Here is an 18,404-nt window from a genome sequence, read left to right on the forward strand (position 1 = left end):
CTGCCCCCCGAGGGGGCGCTGCGCCTGCGGCCCGGCTAAGCCGGTTCCGCGGCCCCTGCTTGAATTGGATCCATGCTGCGGCCGCTGCTTTATGCTGTCGCATCTCGGTGTTCACGGGCTTGCCGTTAATATCTGGTGATGAGCGAAACATCCACCACCCTGATTCACCATCCCTACAAGCCGCCTGCCGGGTTTGACGCCATTCCGCCAGGGATCTACAAGGCCTCGACCATTGCTTTTCCCACCGTCGCCGCGCTGCGCAGCCGCGACTGGAAGCACAAGACGGGCTACACCTACGGCCTGCATGGCACGCCGACCACTTTTACGCTTGAAGAGCGCATTGCGACGCTGGAAGGCGGCAAGTACTGCACGTTGGTGCCCAGCGGGCTGGCGTCGGTGGTCCTGGTGGGCATGGCGCTGCTTAAAGCCGGAGATGAACTCCTGATTCCTGACAACGCTTATGGGCCCAACAAAGCTTTCGCGCAGGGCGAGCTGGCGGCCTGGGGCATCACGCACCGCTTTTACGATGCGATGAACCCCGCTGACCTGGCCGCCAAGCTAGGACCCAAAACCCGTCTGGTATGGATTGAAGCGCCGGGCTCCATCACGCTGGAGTTTCCCGACATGCCCGCGCTGGTTGCGGCCGTCAAGGCGCACAAGGGGGCGCACGCCAGCGGCATCGTGACCGCCCTCGACAACACCTGGGGCGCCGGCCTGGCCTTCAACGCCTTTGATCTGGGCCTCGATATTTCGGTGCAAGCGCTGACCAAATACCCCAGCGGTGGCGCCGACGTGTTGATGGGCTCCGTCGTCACGCGGGATGAGGCCTTGCACCACCTGGTTCATTTTTGCCACATGCGCGTGGGTTATGGTGTCAGCGGCAACGATGCCGAACTGGTGCTGCGCGGCCTGAACAGCGTGGCTTTGCGTTATGCGGCCCAGGATGCGGCGACGCGTGCGCTGGCCGGCTGGCTGCAAACCCGGCCGCAAGTCGCTGCCGTGCTGCACCCGGCCTTGCCTGGCTCCCCTGGCCACGACACCTGGAAGCGTGACTGCAAGGGCGCCGCCTGTCTGATGAGCGCCGTCTTCAAACCTGAGTTGACGCAGGCGCAGGTAGATGACTTTTGTGACAGCTTGAAACTCTTCAAACTGGGCTACAGCTGGGCGGGCCCCATGAGCCTGTGTGCGCCGTACGACATACCGGCCCTTCGCACCACACCATGGCCGTACAAGGGGGGCCTGGTGCGCTTTTCTGTGGGCCTGGAAGCTGTTGCAGACCTGCAGGCCGACCTGGCCCAAGCGCTGGAAAAGGCCATGTGATGACGTGACGGCAATGCAGTACAGTAAGGGTTACTTATTCACGAAAGCACGCAGTGGCAACTCCCAATTACTCCTACGAAAAGCGCCAGAAAGAGCTTGCGAAAAAACGCAAAAAAGAAGAAAAGCTCAAGCGCAAGGCTGAGGGCAAGCCCGATGATGCGACTGACGATGAAACCGGTGCACCCGACGGCGATGCGGCCGGCGATGCGCCCCCTGCAGAACCCACAGTTTGAAACTCTGATTTCTTCAATAAAAACAGGCTGTAGCCCAATAAGAACGAGCGCAAGCAGCTACTGAATTGATAGCGAATGCGCAACGATGGCGCAGCCCCCGCAACCCGGCACATTGAATTTGTGGCCGGGTTTTCTGTTTCTGGCGCGCCGTGAGCGGGCGGTATGCGCCGCTTCTTATGACGCTTGTGCCGGTGATTCGCAGGCGGCTTCGCCCTGCGATGGTTCGCCTATTTCGGCAGCCAGCCCAGGCTTTTGGCGTGCAGGCTTTGCACATAAAGCCTGTCCGCGGTTTCGGTCACGGCGGTGGTTTCAGGGTAGGTCCCTGTCGGGTCCTGCAGGTCGGCCACCACCTTCCCGTCTTCCGTAAATGCCACCACGTGGCCATAGGCTTTGGGAATGGGCCACAGCGCACGCGGCAAGCGAAGCGTGAGCTTGCGCATGAAGGGCTTGCGCGCCATGCCGTCAATGGTCGGGTTACGCGGCTTGACGAGGCCCACCCAGACTTTGCCGTCCAAGCCGCGCATCAGGTTGTCGGGGTAGCCCGGCAGGTTGTCAAACAGGGGTTTCACGCCCGCGCCCGGCTGGGTGATGTCCAGTTCTTGCGCATCCACCGGGAGCTTCCAGATGCGGTACCGGCCGGTTTCAGCCACAAACAAGGACTGTTCGTCCTGGCTCAAGGCCACCCCGTTGGCAAAGCTCAGCCCTTTGGCGACGATGCGCGTGGTTTTGGCGGCGAGGTCGTACTCAATCACCCGGCCGCTGGACGACTGTTCCAGGATGTCCAGAATGCTGGCTTCAAAGGTGCCGCCCCATTGTTTGGCGCCGAAACGAGTGGAGGCATCGCTGAAATACACCTTGCCGTTGCGCGCCACCACCACCGCATTCGCGTACAGGATCGGGCTGCCGCCGGCCTTGTCGGCCAGCACGGTGACTTTCCTGTCTGGCGAAATCGACAGCAAGCCCTTGAAGGCGTCGGCGGCAATGAGGTTGCCTCCGGCGTCGAAGTCAAAGCCCAGCACACGGCCGCCGGTGTTGACCACCACCTCCTGCCCGCTGCCGTCCGGGTTCATCCGCAGAATGGCGCCGCTGGTTACCGCCGCATAGAGCTTGCCGTCCTTGCCCACCACCAGATGCTCGGGGCCTTCTTCGGCGCCCAGCGAAATCGTTTTCAGGCTGGCGAGCTTGTGGTTGGCCGCGAACGGGCCGGTGTAGCCGGGCGCCACCGGCGCCTCCCAGCTGTGCGGCTCAACAGGCACCGGCCAGAGGCAGAGGTAGGCAGCCAGGCCCGCAAGCGCAATGCCGATGGCGGCCAGAATCTTCTTCATGGGCTTGTGTCCTTGTTGATGATGGCCTGGGCCAGGCTTGCCATGGTCTGCATCGTGCGGTCGGTCGCGGTAATCGGCGTGGCTTGCGGGTACTGGCCGAAGTTGCGCTCCATGGACCTGGCGTAGCCGGGGTCGTAATGAAGGGCCAGCAGCGCGCGCACCACGGTGTCAAGCCGCCCGGCGGCTACTGCTTCTTTCCAGCCGGTCACGACCGCCTTGCCGCGCAGCTCCACCAGGGCGTCCAGGCGGTCGCAGAAATAGGCGGTGTCCTTGATGAAGAAGTCATAGTCTTCCAGCAGCAGCGCCACGCGCTCGTCGTCGCTCAGCTGCAAGTCCAGGCAAGGGCTGGTCCGCATGGCGGCGATCAGTGAGTCCGGCACCGCCACATTGCCAACCTTCTTGCTTTCACTTTCAATATAGACAGGCCGTGCTGGGGCGAAGCCGCGCAGGGCCGCCCAGATGAAGCTGTCAAAAGCTTTCTGGCTGGGCTGCTGCACACCGGGGATCATGCCCAGCACCGAGCTGCGGTGATTGGCCAGCGCCTCCAGGTCCAGCACCTGCGCGCCCCCGGCCTTGAGCGCCTGCAACAGGCGCGTCTTGCCGGAACCGGTGGGGCCGCAGATGACGCGGTAATTCAGTCTCTGCGCCAGACGCGGCAGGTCGGCCAGCAACGCCGCCCTGAACGCCTTGTAGCCGCCGTCCACCAGCGTGACGCGAAAGCCGATCTGGTCGAGCACCAGCGCCAGCGACCCGCTGCGCTTGCCGCCGCGCCAGCAGTAAACCAGCGGCTGCCATTCCCTGGGCTTGTCCAGCACGTCGCGCTGGATGTGTTCGGCAATGTTTTTGGCGACCAGTGCCGCACCCAGTTTTTTAGCCTCGAACTGGCTGATCTGCTTGTACTGTGTGCCGACGATCTTGCGTTCTTCATCGTGCAGGCTGGGCCAGTTCACCGCGCCGGGAAGGTGGTCTTCGGCATATTCGCCTTCGCTGCGGGCGTCAATCACGTCGGAATAGTTTCCGAGCGTTTCCAGTGCCTCTTCGGCGGAAATGCGGTCCAGGCTCACTTGATCAATTTCTTCAGCTCAGGCCATACATTGGCGAGCATCCGCGCCTGAGACTGCTCGTTCGGATGGATCCGGTCAGCCTGAAAGTTGGCGACCGGGTCGGCCGCGTCGGCAACGCCCTTGAGAAAGAAGGGCACCAGCGCCACTTTTTCGGCCTTGGCGATTTTGCCGAAGAGCCCTGAAAACGTGGCCGCATAGGCGCTGCCGTAGTTGGGCGGCACCTGCATCCCCACGAGCAGCACGCGGGCCCCCGCCTGCTTGGAGGCCTGCGTCATCGCGACCAGGTTCTTTTCTGTCATGTCCAGCGGCAATCCCCGCAGGGCATCGTTGCCGCCCAGCTCAATCACCACCACAGACGGCTTGTGCTGCGCCAGCAGCGCCGGCAAGCGCGACCGGCCGCCGGAGGTGGTGTCACCGCTGATGCTGGCATTGACGACCTTGGCGGCCTTCTTTTCGTTGCCGAGCTGCTTTTCAAGCAGCGGCACCCAGCCCGTGCCGCGTTTGAGGCCGTATTCGGCGCTGAGCGAGTCCCCGACAACCAGAATGATTTCGTTTTTGGCGGGCGGCGTTTGCGCCGTCGCTGCCACGCTGCCGCCCCAGACCGTGGCGGCTGCCAGCAGCGCGCCGCAAGGTCTTGCCAAACGTTTTGCCACCGAAAGGACAAGCTTGGTAAAGTCTGAATTCATATTTCCTGACAAGGCTGACATGTTTGAACCCGTGGTGAGTGGCGTGAATGATGTTTCCAGGGCCCCGGCTTCCGCGGCGCCCGCACTGTCTTCCACGTCTTCAATTATTTCCGTGGAGCATGTTTTCAAGTCGGTCACCGATTCCACCGGCACGTTGGCCATTTTGCGCGATATTGACTTCGCCCTGGCCGCACGGGAAACCGCCGCCATTGTGGGGGCATCGGGCTCCGGCAAAAGCACCTTGCTGTCGATCATCGCCGGACTCGACACCCCCACGCAGGGCACGGTCAGGCTGGCAGGGCAGGATATTTTCGCGATCAGCGAAGACGACCGTGCGGCTCTGCGTGCGCAGAAAGTCGGGTTCGTCTTCCAGAGCTTCCAGCTTATGGGCAATTTGACGGCGCTTGAAAATGTCATGCTGCCGCTGGAATTGTCGGGTGCCAAAAACGCCCGTTCGCTGGCCACCGAGATGCTCAAGCGTGTCGGTCTGGGCGAGCGGCTGGGCCACTATCCCAAAGTGCTCTCGGGCGGCGAGCAGCAGCGTGTGGCACTGGCGCGGGCCTTTGTGGTGCAGCCGGCAGTGCTGCTGGCCGATGAGCCGACCGGCAGCCTGGACTTCGCCACCGGCGAGACAGTCATGTCGCTGATGTTTGAGCTCAACCGCGAACTGGGCACGACCCTGGTGCTGGTGACGCACGACCAGGCCATCGCGTCGCGCTGCGAGCGGCGCATCACCATCGACGCGGGGCGTGTCAGCCCGGTTTGACCCGGAATACCCCAAAAAAATAGAGAAAAGGCTCCCAGCCATTTTCTGATGTGCGCGAGAAGCTATTAAAAAGATAGCAGTGTTTGAGCCGCGGCGTGCGAGTCGAACCGCGAATGGCAAGGAGCGGTGTCAGCGCCCGCCATGCATTTTTTGAGCAATCGCGAGAAATTTCGCGCGGTCATCCGGCCGGTCAATCTGGTGGGCCAATGAGTGGACCAAGGCCTGGAAGGTGAGTTGGCGGGCCGCTTCCTTGCGCACCAGGGTTTTGGCGAGCGGGCCGATATGCTGGCTCAGCGCGCGTTCCAGTTGGGCCTGCAGTTCCGCATTGAAATTTTGCACATTGATGGACGCGGAGGATCCCGACGTTGTTGTGGCGGACGGCGTTGCCGACACGGACAGCGGTCGGCTCATGTCCGTACCTGACAGGCGGGAAATCACCGAGGAAAGGGGCCGGCTGAAGCTGCTGCCAATACTGCCGCTGCCGGCGGTGCGCGACGGACCGCTGGCGCCATGCAGTCCCGAATGCACCGTCGTGCTGTTGGTGCGCGGCTTCAGAAAGGCTTCGCGGGCCGTGGCGTCAGGAATGGAGACGGCCAGCAGCTCACGCAAGCCCTGCGCGCTGACCGTGCGTGGCACGGCTTTTTTGACCAGCACCTTGGCAAGCGGCCCAATCGCCTTGGCCAGCTCGTTTTCGATTTCCAGTGCAATTTCAGGGGTGAGTGAGGCGAGCGCTGCAAACGATGCCGTGTGTTCGAACTCCATGTTGCGCGGCACGGGCGACGCCGGCGCGGCATTCGGGTCCAGCACCGCGTAGATCTCGTGCGAGCGCAGGTGCTTGTCCATGTGCGGGCCGAGGTAGTCGAAAAGGCTGGCGGCGCTGTCGGTAATGCGTGAAATCACGTCGTAATAGGCGCGCGACACCACGATCTGGCCGGGCTTGGCAAAGTCCATGATGCGCTGGGCGACATTGATGCCGTCGCCCACCACATTGACCCGGTTGTTGATGTCAAACACCATGCGGATGGGGCCCAGGTGAAGGCCCACCCGCAGCGAGAGCTTTCTGCCGTACTTTTGCACCAGCAGGTCGCGCAGCAACAGGGCCGACTGCAATGCTTCCTCCGGGTCACCCAGAAAACAGATGGCGGCGCCGTCGCCCGTGTCGATCATGATGCGCGACGACTCCTTCACGCCGCCTATGGCCTTGGTGATGAGTTCATTGAACAGGGCTTTCAATATCACCTGCTGGTCAACCGAGTAGGTGGAATAGGACACCAGATCCAGGAACATGATCGTGCCCAGCACGTTCTTGCGCAAGTTCTCGGCACTGTTAAGCGGGATGGACTGCGAATTGGCCGCATAGGCGAGCAGGGCGCTTTCAGCCCTGGGGAAGGTCGTCGCGGTGGGGCCTGTGGTCGAAGCAGCCGTCGGCGGCTGTGCCTCCTGTGCGGGCGGGGCAACCACCGCTGCCGTGACCAGCGGGTTGGCGGCGCGGATGGTCTGGGTTTTGAGGAAATCCGAGCTGATCAGTGCCTGGCGAAAGGCGGGGACGTCCTGGGGGCGCTGCGTCTCGTTGGGCATCATGGCCCAGTCGATGGCGCGGAGCAGGGGGGCGCCGAAGGTGATTGCGCTGGCCGTGTCCGCAGCCTTGGGCATGGAGTCTTCGCGCACCCGCGAGGCCGACTCCATGGGCTTGTGACCCGTGGTCATCCAGTACATCACGGCGCCCAGCGAGTAGATGTCCGTCCACGGCCCCTGGTGGCCTTTGCTGTGGTACTGCTCAAACGGCGCAAAACCCGGGCTCACGATGTTGGTCAGGTCCTGGTTGCCCGTCACGCGGCGCGCAGCGCCAAAATCCAGCAGCACCGGCGTGCCGTCGGCGCGAATGTAGATGTTGTCGGGCTTGATGTCGCGGTGCAGGAAGTTCACCTTGTGCACTGCCTCCAGCCCGTCCATCAGGGGATAGACAATTTTCAGAAGGCCCTGCTGGTCCAGCGCGGGCTGCTTGGCCAGCCAGCGCTTGAGCGGGTCGCCGGATTCGTACTCCATGACGATGTAGGCGGTTCCGTTTTGCTTGAAGTAGCGCAGCACGCGCACGATGTTTGGATGGCGAAAGGACGCCAATGCCCGCGCTTCGTCAAGGAAACGCTCCAGTCCCCACTGAAACTGCCCGGCGTTCTCGGTGGAGCGGACGTGAACGGAGAGATCGGGCGAACGGACGGCGAGGTCGCCGGGGAAGTATTCCTTGATGGCCACCGGCAACTGCAGGTTGATGTCCTGCGCCAGGTAGGTGATGCCAAAGCCGCCGCCGCCCAGCATTTTTTCAATGCGGTATTCAAAGACGGTCTGCCCCGGCAGAAGCGCAGCCACATCCCGGCCTTCACCGCCCGTGGGCCGGACGGGCAGGGTTTTGGTTTTATCTTCCGGTTCATCCATTCGGTGGCATCGATTCGTGGGGTCTGGGTGGCGAGGTCTGGTTCGCGGATTTGATGGCGGGCGGCCGGGGGATATCAGTCGCCGCGGTCAATCATCTGCATGGCTTTTTCAAGGCTGCGGCGCATGCGGTTGAACGAGCTGCCCAGCACCGACACCTCGTCTTTGCCGCCATCGGAAAATTCAGGTACATCGAAGTCGCCGGTGCTTATTTTGTCGGCGGCCTGGGACATGCGGCGGATAGGCCGGACGATGAGCCAGCTTAGCATCAGATTGAGCACGACAAACACCACGGCGAAGACGGCCGCCAGCGAAGCCATGAAGGTCTTGAAGGTGCGGTCGGCGTTGCGGATGGGGATGTCCATCGGCACCGTGACCACCTGCGCGCCGATGATTTCGTTGTGCTTCCAGCCAAAGCCATTGGCTTCGCCGTAAATTTTGACCATGCTGGCCGGTGCGTTGGCCGGCACGCTGTGGCACTGCAGGCAGGCCGCATTGGTGATCTGGATCGGCTTGGCAATGTACAGCAGGCGGCCTGTGGCGGCGGCGCGCTCCGAGATGAGCTCTTTGGACTCCGCGTTTTGCCGGAACTGCTGAACGATGTCCGCTTCCCAGTCGGTGGCGCGGTCACGCGGGTTGGTGGGGTTCAGCGTCGCTTCCTTGTAGCCGTAATCCCGGTACTTCTTCTGGATATGGCCCAGCGTTTCCGTGGCAGCGTAGGCGGGCACGGTCTGCGGCAGGAACACTTCTTCCAGCTGCTTGTCCAGGTGAGGCTTGATCTGCTCGACTGTGTAGGCGCGCACTGAAAGCGCCGTGTCCATCATGAGGCGGGCATTGCGCAACACCTCTTCGCGCGCGTTGTCCTGCAGCAGCTGGCGCGAGATGTATCCGGCGGCGGCAAAACCGGCCAGAAACACCACGATCAGCACCAAATTGAATTTCAGTCTCAAGCCCATAGCGTCTCCAGGTTGCCCTGTGGTGACAGGGCGAAATCATTAAAGCAGGAACACAGCGGATTCAACAAATTGTTACTATTTTAGTCGTCCCCGGGCGCCATTGTGCCCCGCTCGTCGCGTCTGGCCCGCCGGTAGTAATGCCCATTTCGGTCAACAGTGATAATTGCGGCCATGTCTTCTTCTCCCAAAGTGCTTTTTGGCTTCCACGCCGTCGGTGTCCGCATCAAAACCGCGCCCCAATCCGTTCTGGAAGTATTTTTTGATGTGTCGCGTCGCGATGCCCGCATGCGCCAGTTCACCGACCGGGCCCGGGAGGCCGGCGTACGGCTGATTGAATCCGACGGCTTGCGTCTGGCCAAGATGTGCGGCAGCCACGGCCATCAAGGTGTCGTCGCCCGCGTGGATGCGCTGGCGCAGGTCAAGTCGCTCGACGAGCTGCTTGAGCAGCTTGAAGCCGCCGGTGTCGCGCAGCCGCTGCTGCTGGTGCTTGATGGGGTGACGGACCCGCACAACCTCGGCGCCTGCCTGCGCGTGGCTGACGGCGCTGGCGCGCATGCCGTGATCGCCCCCAAGGACCACGCGGCCGGCATCAACGCCACCGTGGCCAAGGTCGCCAGCGGCGCGGCCGAAACCATGCCGTACTTCATGGTGACCAACCTGGCCCGCACCCTCAATGAGCTCAAGGAACGCAACATCTGGTGCATAGGCACCAGCGACGATGCGGAAAAAACAATTTACGACGTGGACCTCAAGGGTCCAGTCGCGCTGGTGTTGGGTGCCGAAGGTGAGGGCATGCGCCAGCTCACGCGCAAGACCTGCGATGAGCTGGTCAGCATTCCGATGCATGGGGCCGTCGAAAGCCTGAACGTGTCCGTCGCCAGCGGTGTGTGCCTGTATGAGGCCTTGCGGCAACGCAGGGCATGACGCCGCACCGCTTCGACCTGATCATCGTAGGTGCCAGTTTTGCCGGGCTCGCCTGCGCGCGCGCTGCGGCCAGGGCGGGCTTGCAGGTCGCCATTGTGGAAAAGAAGTCTTCTTCAGGCGACAAGCTGCACACCACGGGCATTGTGGTGAAAGACGCCATAGACACCATCCCCTGGCTGCAGCAGGTGCCTGCGGCGCTGGTGCGACAGGTGGACGGCGTCAGGCTTTATTCGCCCAACCTTCGCCACGTGGATTTGCACGCGCCTGGTTATTACTTCTGGGCGACCGACACGCCGGCGTTGCTGGACTGGATGTGCGCCTCTGTCCAGGCTGACGGTGTCACGCTGCTGAGCGGGACCCTGTTTGAGCAGGCCGCGCGGGACGGCGCGGCGGGCTGGCGGGTGTCGGTCAAGTCGGTTGCCTCGCAGGAGCCGTTTGAATTGAAGGCCGGGTACCTGGTGGGAGCCGACGGCCCGCATTCGCGTGTCGCCAAGGCCCTGGGGTTGTCGCTCAATACCCAATTCCTGTTCGGCATCGAGCATGAGTACGGGCAGGCCTCGCTTGAAACCAATTTGCTGCACTGTTTTATTGACCGTCGGCTCGCGCCCGGTTACATCGGTTGGGCCGTCGCCGGCGCGGGCATCAACCAGATTGGGCTGGCAAGGCGTTTGTCGCCGTCTGGCGCATCGGTGCCGGCAAAGCAGGCCTGGATGGCGGCTTTCATGGCGAAAATCGCACCGCACGTGAATGTTGGCGACGCCGCGCCGCTGGCCACGCGCGCCGGCATGATTCCCTGTGGTGGCGTACTCAGTCGAGTGTCCGATGCGCGTGTGATGCTGGTCGGCGACGCTGCCGGCATGGTGTCACCTGTGACTGCAGGAGGAATCCATACCGCTCTGCAACATGGTGATGCTGTCGGCAACGCCGTGGCTACGTTTTTGCAAGGCGGCGCGGTGGATGGCGGGGACCCGGCAGATCCCGTGCGCGGGCTGGTCCGGCAGTACCCCAAGTTTCGCGCCAAGCGCACGCTGCGCTGGCTGTTTGACCGGTTTCAGGCCGACTGGATCTTCAACCTGGCGCTGGACACCGAGCCCATGCGGCAGGCCGCCCGCATGGTGTACTTCCATCGGCGCGGCAAGCCGGAATAGTCGCTTTCCTTTCAGTACCGCGCGTTCAGATCAGCCCGAACCAGCCCAGCAGCGCGCCCGCACCCAGCAGCCACAGCAGGTGGATCTTGGTGCGCCAGACAATGACGGCCGTTGCCGCGGCCACCAGCCACACCGGCCAGTCTTTCAGCGAGCTGCCATTCGCCGTAGCCAATATCCAGCTCGTGGCAATCAGCAAGGCCACCACGATGGGCGCCATGCCCTGCTTGAAAGCCCGAACCGCGCGCAGTTCACGGTTGCGATGGCCCCATTGCGCGGCCAGGTAGGTGAGGGTGGTGCTTGGGATCAGGATGCCGAGCATCGCCAGGAAAACGCCCAGTAGCCCGGTCAACATGCCGCCCGCATTCAGGCCCACATTCCAGCCCAGCAGCGCAATGAACAACACATTCGGCCCAGGCGCCGATTGCGCAATGGCGATGGATGCGTTGAACTGCGCGTCGGTCAGCCAGTGCTGCTTGTCGACCAGGAACCGGTGCATGTCGGGCGCGGTCGTGATGGCCCCGCCAATCGACAACAGTGACAGCGAGAGGTAGTGCAGGAAAAGGTCAAACCATTCCCGCGTGCCAAAAATGAGGTGCAGCGGCTCGCTCATGTTGCCAGCCTGCGGTAGGCGAGGACGCAAGCCACGCTGCCCAGCCCCAGCAGCACATACGCCAACGGAAAGCGCAGCAGGGCGATGGCGACAAAGCAGACTACGCCGAACGCCGCGCACAGTTGCGGGCCCAGCACGTTTTTCTTGAGCGCGCCGAACAGCTTCAAGCCGGTGGCGCCAATCAGCCCGGCTGCCACGGCGCCCATGCCGCGCAAGGCGCCGGCTACGCCCGGATGACCGGCGAACTGGGCATAGACCACCGCCAGCAGCAGCACGAGCACCAGCGGCACCGTCAACATGCCCGCCAGCGCGGCCAGGGCACCCTTGAGGCCGAAGTAGCGGCCGCCAATCATGAGCGAGATGTTGACCACGTTGGGGCCTGGCATGATCTGGGCGACGGCCCAGTCTTCAATGAATTCTTCGCGCGTCATCCAGCGCTTTTTTTCGACCAGCTCGCGTTGCACGACGGCCAGCACACCGCCGAAACCCTGAAGCGCCAGCAAAGTGAATGAGATGAAAAGGTCCGAAAGGGACCGGGGTTGCGGGTGATCTTCTGGGGAGTCTGCAAGAGGGGTGCTCATGCACTGATTATCGCCACTTCATTGATACACCACAGGCCGAGCGCGGTTAACCGAGGGCGCTCTTATGCTATTAAAAACATAGCTGCTTGCGCTGGTTCTGTATGGGCTAGGGGCCTAAAGGACTTGAAAAAGAGGCGACTGGTCCGCGCGCACTGGTACGCACTGCCCTAGAGCCGCAGCTCCCAGGTTTCCCCGACCAGCTCCTTCCCAAAGCCCTGGTAGGGCTCGCTCTTGACGAGCTGGAAGCCGCGTTTGGCGTAAATGGCGCGCGCAGCGTCCAGGCAGCGGTTGGTCCAGAGCGTCATTTTTTTGTAGCCCTTGCGACGTGCAAAACCAATGCACTCATCAGTCAGCCGGCCGCCCAGGCCCAGACCCCTTGCCGCCGGCGTGAGGATCAGCAGGCGCAGTTGGGCGACAGTGGCCGATTTGCGCACCACAAACACTGCGCCCACCCGTTCACCGTCCAGCTCGGCAACCCAGCATTTTTCCCATTCCGGTTGCTGGTTTTTCAGGTACTTCCCTGCGATATCGGCCACGAGCGCCTCGAACTCGCTGTTCCAGCCGTACTCGCGGGCGTAAATCTCGCCGTGCTGCTGCACCACCCAACCCATGTCGCCAGGCGCTGGGTCGCGCAGGACGACCGTGCGGGTAGCCGCCGATTCGCCGGGGCCGGCCAGCAGTCGCTGTACCGTGGTCATGGCGGTCACCACTTTTTGCTGATCCGCCGGCGCCAGCGCTGCCAGCAGGGCCGCAGCTTCGTCGCGGGACTGCTGTTGCAGCGGCGCAAACACCGCATGCCCGGCGTCGGTCAGTTTCAGCAAGCTTTGCCGCGCATCTGCCACCGAGGGAACGCGCGCCAGCCAGCCCTTGCCTTCAAAACGCCGCAATATGCGGCTGAGGTAACCCGCGTCCAGCGACAGGTCGCGCCCAAGCTCGGTCGCCGTCGGCTGGTCGCGGTGTGCCAGCTCATACAGCACCCGCACCTCGGTGAGCGAGAACTCGCTGCCCAGGTAAGGGTCCAGCACGCCGATGCGCTGTGTGTAGAAGCGGTTGAAGCTGCGCACGGCCTTGATGTGGGCTGTGCCGGTCGGCGAAAGAGACGTGCTTGACGATGCCATGAAAGATATCGTCAAGCATTTAATTGACAAAGTCAAATATTTTCAAGAACTGCCGCCCAGGCGGCCTGAACAACTGCGTTAAATCACCCGGCGCGGCGCGGCGGTGCTCACCTCGCCACTGTTGGGCGTGCCCGTCGGCTCGATCAGCAGCAAATGTGATTCCTGCACTGCACGGGGCCGGTGGCACACACCGCGTGGCACCACAAACAGCTGTCCGGGTTTCAGCACCACCGTGGGTTGGCCGTCCAGGTCGATGTGCAGCTCCCCCTTGAGCACCAGGAAGAAATCGTCGGTGTCGGGATGCGAGTGCCAGTGGTAGTCTCCCTGGACTTTCACGATCATGATGTCGTGGCCGTTGAATTCACTCACGGTGCGCGGCTGCCAGTGGCCTTCAAAAGTGGCGAGTTTGGCATTCAGGTCGATGGCGTGGGTCATTGGGTTTCTCTTCTTTCCTGCGTCAAGGGGTTGAAGAGGCCAGTTTCCTTGCTGCGGCCCGCGGCGTCTTGTACGATTGTTTCATGCACGACACCCCCACCAGCACCCCGAAAGACTGGGCCCGCTTTCGCCCGGGCCCGCTGGCCGGCGTGACGCAGATGAACGCCCACTTCACAGAACATACTTTCGAGCGCCACAGCCACGAAACCTATTCCATCGGCGTAACCGCTTCGGGTGTGCAGACCTTTCACTGCGGCGGCACGCTACATGCCAGCCTGTGCGGCGATGTGATCCTGTTCAACCCGGACGAGCCGCACGACGGCCAGCGCGGCACGCACGAAGGTTTCGGCTACGGCATGCTGTATGTGTCGCCCCAGGTGGTGGCCGACTGCCGTGACAAGGAGGCCGGACTGGACATGGCCGCCTATTTCAGGCAGCCCGTGGTGCGAGACGCCGTCATGGGCCAGGCGCTGGCGCGTGCCATGGCCGCCGTGGGCCAGCCGCAAGAATCGCTGCGTGCGGAAGAACTCACGCGTGACGTGCTGGTGCGCCTGCTGCAGCATTACGGCGAACGGGGTTCGGGCAACCAGGCAAAACCGGCCGGCGCTGCCCGTATGGCCCGCATACGCGACCACCTGCGCAGCCACTTTGACGAAGACATCACGGTGGACGCGCTCGCACGCGAGGCGGGCCTGTCACGGGTTCATCTCACGCGCGCTTTCGTCCAGCAGTTTGGCGTGCCGCCGCATATCTATCTCAACGCGGTGCGCATTGAGAGAGCCCAGGCAAGCATGCTGGCCGGTCACAGCCTTGCCGAGGTGGCCACCGCTTGCGGTTTTGCTGACCAGAGCCATTTCAGCCGGCGCTTCAAGGGCAGTGTGGGTTTGGCGCCGGGCGCCTGGTTGCGGCAGATGGCGCCTGGCTTGCCCGTCAAGAATTGAAAACCATCGAAAACCTTCCACAAAATCTACGGAGCGCAAAGTGCAAGTTAAAAGAATCGTCGCGAATATCGAGGCCAGGGACCCCGCTGCCGCTCAGCGGTTTTACGGCGAGATTCTCGGCATCGATTTGCTGATGGACCTCGACTGGATACGGACGTACAGAACCAGGACAAAGGGGGAGGGTCAGGTCAGCTTTCTTTCCGAAGGCGGTTCGGGAACGCCGGTGCCAGATCTATCGATTGAAGTCGACAACCTGGACGAAGCCATCGCCCGCATGCGCGCTGCGAAGATAACAATCGAGTACGGACCTGTTGTTGAACCTTGGGGCGTACGCCGCTTCTATGTACGCGACCCCTTTGGAAAGCTGGTGAATATTTTGGCCCACGCTTGAATTGGTCGTCACCCTGGTTCGGGCGGTGCTGGCTCTAAGCCATCCTCCAGACAGTGTTGACCGCCGCCGTCCGTATTGCCGTCACGCGCCCGACAAGGAATGGTGAGGTCGCCGGCTCCCCAACACGCCAAAAAAAGAGCCTCCAGAGGGCTCGAGCCTCTGAGGGCTCCAAGGTCCTCGCTGGGAAATGCGTTAAAAGTACACGTTCGCCAATTATATTTGTGCAAATGTATATGGCATCAGGTGTTTCCCTGCTGTGAAACCGATGCCTCGTAACCTGTTCAGGCTTTAGGCTTTAGGCAAGCGGAGCAACTGCAGGTCTGCCAGCAGGGCGTAAAGCGGAACGCTGACCAGGCGCGAAACGGCGCTTGCAACCAGCGCGCTCGCCATCAGACTAAGCACCAGGCCGTGGCCGTCTACCATCTCCATCACGATGATGAAGGCAGTCATTGGTGCATGCGTGACCGCGGCAAGGAAGCCCGCCATGCCCAGCGCTATCAGTGTGGGCGCGTTGATGTAGCCGGTCAGTTGGGCAATGTCGTTGCCTAAAGCGCCGCCAATCGCCAGCGATGGCGCGAAAATACCCGCCGGCACGCCCGACCAGGTGGTGATCCATGTAGCGATGAATTTAAGCAATGCATACAGAGACGAGGATTCCCCCCCGTTTTCCAGCATCGTGCGTGTATGGGCGTAGCCGCCCCCATAAATGTCCCCATGACTCACACAACCCAGCACCGCCACCGCCAGGCCGCAACCCGCCGCAAAACGAATGGGCGCATTTTTTCGGAGGCGGCTGAACCAGTCGGGCGTGCTGCCGTCCAGAGACACCGCCAACAAGCGGGAAAATAGACCTCCCGCCAGACCGCTGCAGACAGCGACCAGCAAGCCGGGCAGTAACAAGGCCATGCTGATGTTGTCGACACGGATAACACCAAAATAAGTGGCGTTGCCGTAGATCGACACAGCCATCAGGCCACCCAGCACGATGGCAGCCAGCAGCAGTCCGTTGCTGCGCTGTTCGGGTTTGCGCGTCAGCTCTTCAATTGCGAACATCACGCCGCCTAGAGGGGTGTTGAATGCCGCGGCAATTCCGGCAGCGCCGCCAGCCAGCAACAGGCCTTGCTCCGACACCCGGGAGCCCGATGGCAGCCAGCGACGGGCGTGGTACATGACTCCTGCGGCGATTTGTACCGACGGGCCTTCTCGTCCCAGCGACAACCCTCCAAGCACCCCCCAGGCAGTCAGCAGCATCTTGGCCGCGGAAAGCCGCAGGGACACAAACAGGCCGCGCGAGGCGGCGGGCACCTCGGGTGCCAGCGCCGCCATGACCTGAGGAATGCCCGAGCCGCCCGCACCGGGTGCGTAGCGCCTGGTCACCCAGACAATAGCCGCCGTGCAGACAGGCGTCCATAGCAGTGGCCCCCACCAATAGCTCTTCTCAAACACGAAAAAAAGCCTCATCGCGTGTTCCGTCAGCCAGGTAAATGCCACTACAGCCAGACCCGCAAGCACGGCCGATGCCAATACGACGGTGCGTCCGGCCCAGAGGCGCCAGTCGGCCATCTCGCTTCGAAGTGTTGATAAAAAGGGAGGGTGAGCTTTCATGTGCGCCTGGCGGCAGTGTTGACCTAAATCTAAATTACATTTCCCCAAATGTAAAGCACATGAGACCCAGGGCGGCAGCTTGGGAGAACTATCATGTGGCGCATGCAGCCAGAGATTCGAGACACGCCCCCGAGCGCCACCACCGCCCAGGTACTTCGGCGCTTTCGCGTGGTGTTCAACGCCGTGCGCAGCCATTTTCAGCAGGTCGAAAATCAGGTGGGACTGGGCAGTGCCCAGGTCTGGGCGTTGGCTCTGGTGCGCGACCAGCCGGCGATCGGCATGGGTGAACTGGCCAAAAGCATGGACATCCATCAGTCCACCGCCAGCAACTTGGCGAAAATTCTGCTGCGCAAGGCATTCATACGGATGGACAAGGCACCCGGCGACCGGCGCAATGTTCAGTTGACCATCACGCCCGCTGGCCTCGACGTGTTGGACCAGGTACCAGGCCCTTTCGAAGGCGTGCTACCGCAGGCATTGGGGAAACTGCCGGCCACCAGCCTGCAACGACTGGATGACGATCTGGCCGAGTTGATCGCACTGTTGAAGGCTGATGAAGACGCCGGCGGCATACCGCTGGCCGAAATGTAGGGGCAGATCTTTCCTCGCTTAACTGTGTAGATGGACTTGCTCTAGGCCTGTTAACGCTATTGATGCAAATGCGAATGGGGTGAAAACGGCGCCAATCAAGGCGCGCGACGACGCGCAGACCGGGCGTCTGGGCTAGGAGTGCAACGCCGAGTGGCGCCGTTTTCACCCCATTCCCTCCGGGTTGCGATCAAAAAGGCCTTGCGCGGCGTTGCAAAGCCTTGACGGGGTTCACCCCGCCTGCGTTTTGCGTCTTGCTCAAGGCCTTTTTGACTCGCAACGCATCTGCATCAATAGCGTTAACAGGCCCTGACCGCAAGAGCTGATCGACGGTGCTAAGGCCAGGCCACCTGCGCGACACGCACCAGCAGGCTCAGCTTAGGCGCATGCCTGCGTTTTCAGTCAGCTTCAATTCAGATCTCCTGAAGTCAATCTGGACCGAGCCCGGTAACTGAATCGAAAGGCGTGACTCAGTAAACCGGCTGATGCTGGCGTAGGGAGTCCTTGACCGCATCGCTCAAGGCAAAGCCTGGTCCAAATTTGGCGGACAACTCGGTGCAGCGGGCCACAAAGGCATCCACACCCATGCCATAGATGAACTGCATGGCGCCGCCGGTCCAGGCCGGAAAACCGATGCCGAAGATGGAGCCGATATTGGCGTCGTGCACGGTGGTCAGCACGCCTTCGCTGAGGCAGCGCGCGGTTTCAACGGCCTGGCGGTAAAGCAGGCGGTCCTTGAGTTCCTCAATATTCCACGCTGCGGCGGGCTTTTCAAACAGGGGCTTGAGTTCGGGCCAAAGATGCTTCTTCGCGCCGGGCTCAATGGGGTAATCATAAAAACCGCCACCGGCTGCACGGCCTGAACGGTTCAGCTCTTTCACCATGCGCTCTACCAGCTGTTCGCCCGGAGTGGCGGTATAGGTCTTCCCTTCGGCGGTGAAGTCGGTACGCGTCTGGTCCAGAACGTGCACGCTCAGCGAGAGCGACGTTTCATCCAGTACAGCGAGCGGGCCTACGGGCATGCCAGCCTGCATACCAGCGTTTTCAATGGCGGCGGCGGGAATGCCTTCTCCCAGCATGGCTGCTCCCTCGATCACGAAGGTGCCAAAGGTGCGGCTGGTGTAAAAGCCGCGCGAGTCGTTCACCACGATGGGAATCTTGCCCAGCGCCTGCACATAGTCGAAGGCCCGCGACACGGTTTCGTCGTCGGTCTGCCGGCCGCGAATAATTTCGACCAGCTTCATCTTGTCGACCGGGCTGAAGAAGTGGATGCCGATGAACTT

Annotated in this window: 19 protein-coding genes; 8 read left to right on the forward strand and 11 right to left on the reverse strand. The window is 62.2% G+C overall.

The window, feature by feature from the left end:
* Positions 1–138: 138 nt before the first annotated feature.
* Together ABI546_RS07720 and ABI546_RS07725 are read left to right on the forward strand one after the other, a co-directional pair.
* On the forward strand, positions 139–1,320 hold the full coding sequence (locus ABI546_RS07720; RefSeq protein WP_348045728.1) for a PLP-dependent transferase: 1,182 nt from the start codon (positions 139–141) through the stop codon (positions 1,318–1,320).
* A gap of 53 nt (positions 1,321–1,373) precedes the next feature.
* Positions 1,374–1,553: a hypothetical protein gene (locus tag ABI546_RS07725; RefSeq protein ID WP_348045730.1), complete on the forward strand. Its 180-nt coding sequence runs from the start codon at positions 1,374–1,376 to the stop codon at positions 1,551–1,553.
* Positions 1,554–1,780: 227 nt separating this feature from the next.
* Here ABI546_RS07725 and ABI546_RS07730 read toward each other — a convergent pair whose 3' ends face one another.
* The 3 genes from ABI546_RS07730 to ABI546_RS07740 are packed head-to-tail and all read right to left on the reverse strand — an operon-like array spanning position 1,781 to position 4,649.
* A complete protein-coding gene (locus ABI546_RS07730; protein WP_348045732.1) occupies positions 1,781–2,878 on the reverse strand; it encodes an SMP-30/gluconolactonase/LRE family protein in 1,098 nt (365 codons plus the stop codon).
* Positions 2,875–3,942 (reverse strand): tRNA 2-selenouridine(34) synthase MnmH, encoded by a 1,068-nt coding sequence (gene mnmH, locus ABI546_RS07735; protein WP_348045734.1) that lies wholly within the window; start codon positions 3,940–3,942, stop codon positions 2,875–2,877. Before mnmH ends, ABI546_RS07730 begins: the two co-directional genes overlap by 4 nt.
* The gene (locus ABI546_RS07740) at positions 3,939–4,649 is read right to left on the reverse strand and encodes an arylesterase (RefSeq protein WP_348045736.1); all 711 of its coding nucleotides are present in this window, start codon (positions 4,647–4,649) and stop codon (positions 3,939–3,941) included. The genes mnmH and ABI546_RS07740 overlap by 4 nt, the downstream gene beginning before the upstream one ends.
* Here ABI546_RS07740 and ABI546_RS07745 point away from each other — a divergent pair.
* Positions 4,648–5,394: an ABC transporter ATP-binding protein gene (locus ABI546_RS07745; protein ID WP_348045738.1), complete on the forward strand. Its 747-nt coding sequence runs from the start codon at positions 4,648–4,650 to the stop codon at positions 5,392–5,394. The genes ABI546_RS07740 and ABI546_RS07745 overlap by 2 nt on opposite strands.
* A 129-nt stretch (positions 5,395–5,523) precedes the next feature.
* Here the strand turns inward: ABI546_RS07745 and ABI546_RS07750 are convergent, their stop codons facing one another.
* Positions 5,524–7,827 (reverse strand): protein kinase, encoded by a 2,304-nt coding sequence (locus ABI546_RS07750; RefSeq protein WP_348045740.1) that lies wholly within the window; start codon positions 7,825–7,827, stop codon positions 5,524–5,526.
* Positions 7,828–7,901: 74 nt separating this feature from the next.
* Positions 7,902–8,780, reverse strand: coding sequence for a DUF3365 domain-containing protein (locus ABI546_RS07755; RefSeq protein ID WP_348045742.1), 879 nt, complete (start codon positions 8,778–8,780; stop codon positions 7,902–7,904).
* A gap of 171 nt (positions 8,781–8,951) precedes the next feature.
* Between ABI546_RS07755 and rlmB the strand changes: the two genes are divergently transcribed.
* Positions 8,952–9,704: a 23S rRNA (guanosine(2251)-2'-O)-methyltransferase RlmB gene (rlmB, locus tag ABI546_RS07760; protein ID WP_348045744.1), complete on the forward strand. Its 753-nt coding sequence runs from the start codon at positions 8,952–8,954 to the stop codon at positions 9,702–9,704.
* Entirely contained in the window at positions 9,701–10,852 is a 1,152-nt protein-coding gene (locus ABI546_RS07765; RefSeq protein WP_348045746.1) for an NAD(P)/FAD-dependent oxidoreductase, read from the forward strand. Before rlmB ends, ABI546_RS07765 begins: the two co-directional genes overlap by 4 nt.
* A gap of 25 nt (positions 10,853–10,877) precedes the next feature.
* Here ABI546_RS07765 and ABI546_RS07770 read toward each other — a convergent pair whose 3' ends face one another.
* The 4 genes from ABI546_RS07770 to ABI546_RS07785 form a co-directional block, all read right to left on the reverse strand.
* On the reverse strand, positions 10,878–11,462 hold the full coding sequence (locus tag ABI546_RS07770; protein ID WP_348045748.1) for a chromate transporter: 585 nt from the start codon (positions 11,460–11,462) through the stop codon (positions 10,878–10,880).
* Positions 11,459–12,043: a chromate transporter gene (locus tag ABI546_RS07775; RefSeq protein ID WP_348045750.1), complete on the reverse strand. Its 585-nt coding sequence runs from the start codon at positions 12,041–12,043 to the stop codon at positions 11,459–11,461. Before ABI546_RS07775 ends, ABI546_RS07770 begins: the two co-directional genes overlap by 4 nt.
* Positions 12,044–12,210: 167 nt before the next feature.
* The gene (locus ABI546_RS07780) at positions 12,211–13,161 is read right to left on the reverse strand and encodes a bifunctional helix-turn-helix transcriptional regulator/GNAT family N-acetyltransferase (protein WP_348045752.1); all 951 of its coding nucleotides are present in this window, start codon (positions 13,159–13,161) and stop codon (positions 12,211–12,213) included.
* A gap of 78 nt (positions 13,162–13,239) precedes the next feature.
* Entirely contained in the window at positions 13,240–13,596 is a 357-nt protein-coding gene (locus ABI546_RS07785) for a cupin domain-containing protein (protein WP_348045754.1), read from the reverse strand.
* An 83-nt stretch (positions 13,597–13,679) separates the two neighbouring features.
* Between ABI546_RS07785 and ABI546_RS07790 the strand changes: the two genes are divergently transcribed.
* Positions 13,680–14,537, forward strand: coding sequence for an AraC family transcriptional regulator (locus ABI546_RS07790; RefSeq protein ID WP_348045756.1), 858 nt, complete (start codon positions 13,680–13,682; stop codon positions 14,535–14,537).
* A 40-nt stretch (positions 14,538–14,577) separates the two neighbouring features.
* Positions 14,578–14,928 (forward strand): VOC family protein, encoded by a 351-nt coding sequence (locus ABI546_RS07795; protein WP_348045758.1) that lies wholly within the window; start codon positions 14,578–14,580, stop codon positions 14,926–14,928.
* A 288-nt stretch (positions 14,929–15,216) separates the two neighbouring features.
* Here the strand turns inward: ABI546_RS07795 and ABI546_RS07800 are convergent, their stop codons facing one another.
* Entirely contained in the window at positions 15,217–16,491 is a 1,275-nt protein-coding gene (locus ABI546_RS07800; RefSeq protein ID WP_348045760.1) for a chloride channel protein, read from the reverse strand.
* 135 nt (positions 16,492–16,626) lie between these two features.
* On the opposite strand from ABI546_RS07800, the gene ABI546_RS07805 reads away from it, so the two are divergent.
* Positions 16,627–17,124 (forward strand): MarR family transcriptional regulator, encoded by a 498-nt coding sequence (locus ABI546_RS07805; protein WP_348045762.1) that lies wholly within the window; start codon positions 16,627–16,629, stop codon positions 17,122–17,124.
* A 467-nt stretch (positions 17,125–17,591) separates the two neighbouring features.
* Here ABI546_RS07805 and ABI546_RS07810 read toward each other — a convergent pair.
* A partial coding sequence (locus ABI546_RS07810; RefSeq protein WP_348045764.1) for a 3-hydroxyacyl-CoA dehydrogenase family protein occupies positions 17,592–18,404 on the reverse strand: 813 nt, incomplete at its 5' end.

This window comes from Polaromonas sp., from assembly GCF_039932935.1.
GTDB lineage: Bacteria > Pseudomonadota > Gammaproteobacteria > Burkholderiales > Burkholderiaceae_C > Polaromonas.

What these genes read in the sequence shown, in the direction of transcription:
- rlmB (WP_348045744.1), top strand. Translation starts at nt 8,952, where the DNA reads ATGTCTTCTTCTCCCAAAGTGCTTTTTGGCTTCCACGCCGTCGGTGTC.
- ABI546_RS07765 (WP_348045746.1), top strand. Translation starts at nt 9,701, where the DNA reads ATGACGCCGCACCGCTTCGACCTGATCATCGTAGGTGCCAGTTTTGCC.
- ABI546_RS07770 (WP_348045748.1), bottom strand. Translation starts at nt 11,462, where the DNA reads ATGAGCGAGCCGCTGCACCTCATTTTTGGCACGCGGGAATGGTTTGAC.
- ABI546_RS07740 (WP_348045736.1), bottom strand. Translation starts at nt 4,649, where the DNA reads ATGTCAGCCTTGTCAGGAAATATGAATTCAGACTTTACCAAGCTTGTC.
- ABI546_RS07745 (WP_348045738.1), top strand. Translation starts at nt 4,648, where the DNA reads ATGTTTGAACCCGTGGTGAGTGGCGTGAATGATGTTTCCAGGGCCCCG.
- ABI546_RS07775 (WP_348045750.1), bottom strand. Translation starts at nt 12,043, where the DNA reads ATGAGCACCCCTCTTGCAGACTCCCCAGAAGATCACCCGCAACCCCGG.
- ABI546_RS07730 (WP_348045732.1), bottom strand. Translation starts at nt 2,878, where the DNA reads ATGAAGAAGATTCTGGCCGCCATCGGCATTGCGCTTGCGGGCCTGGCT.
- ABI546_RS07805 (WP_348045762.1), top strand. Translation starts at nt 16,627, where the DNA reads ATGTGGCGCATGCAGCCAGAGATTCGAGACACGCCCCCGAGCGCCACC.
- ABI546_RS07800 (WP_348045760.1), bottom strand. Translation starts at nt 16,491, where the DNA reads ATGGCCGACTGGCGCCTCTGGGCCGGACGCACCGTCGTATTGGCATCG.
- ABI546_RS07720 (WP_348045728.1), top strand. Translation starts at nt 139, where the DNA reads ATGAGCGAAACATCCACCACCCTGATTCACCATCCCTACAAGCCGCCT.
- ABI546_RS07785 (WP_348045754.1), bottom strand. Translation starts at nt 13,596, where the DNA reads ATGACCCACGCCATCGACCTGAATGCCAAACTCGCCACTTTTGAAGGC.
- ABI546_RS07750 (WP_348045740.1), bottom strand. Translation starts at nt 7,827, where the DNA reads ATGGATGAACCGGAAGATAAAACCAAAACCCTGCCCGTCCGGCCCACG.
- ABI546_RS07790 (WP_348045756.1), top strand. Translation starts at nt 13,680, where the DNA reads ATGCACGACACCCCCACCAGCACCCCGAAAGACTGGGCCCGCTTTCGC.
- ABI546_RS07780 (WP_348045752.1), bottom strand. Translation starts at nt 13,161, where the DNA reads ATGGCATCGTCAAGCACGTCTCTTTCGCCGACCGGCACAGCCCACATC.
- ABI546_RS07755 (WP_348045742.1), bottom strand. Translation starts at nt 8,780, where the DNA reads ATGGGCTTGAGACTGAAATTCAATTTGGTGCTGATCGTGGTGTTTCTG.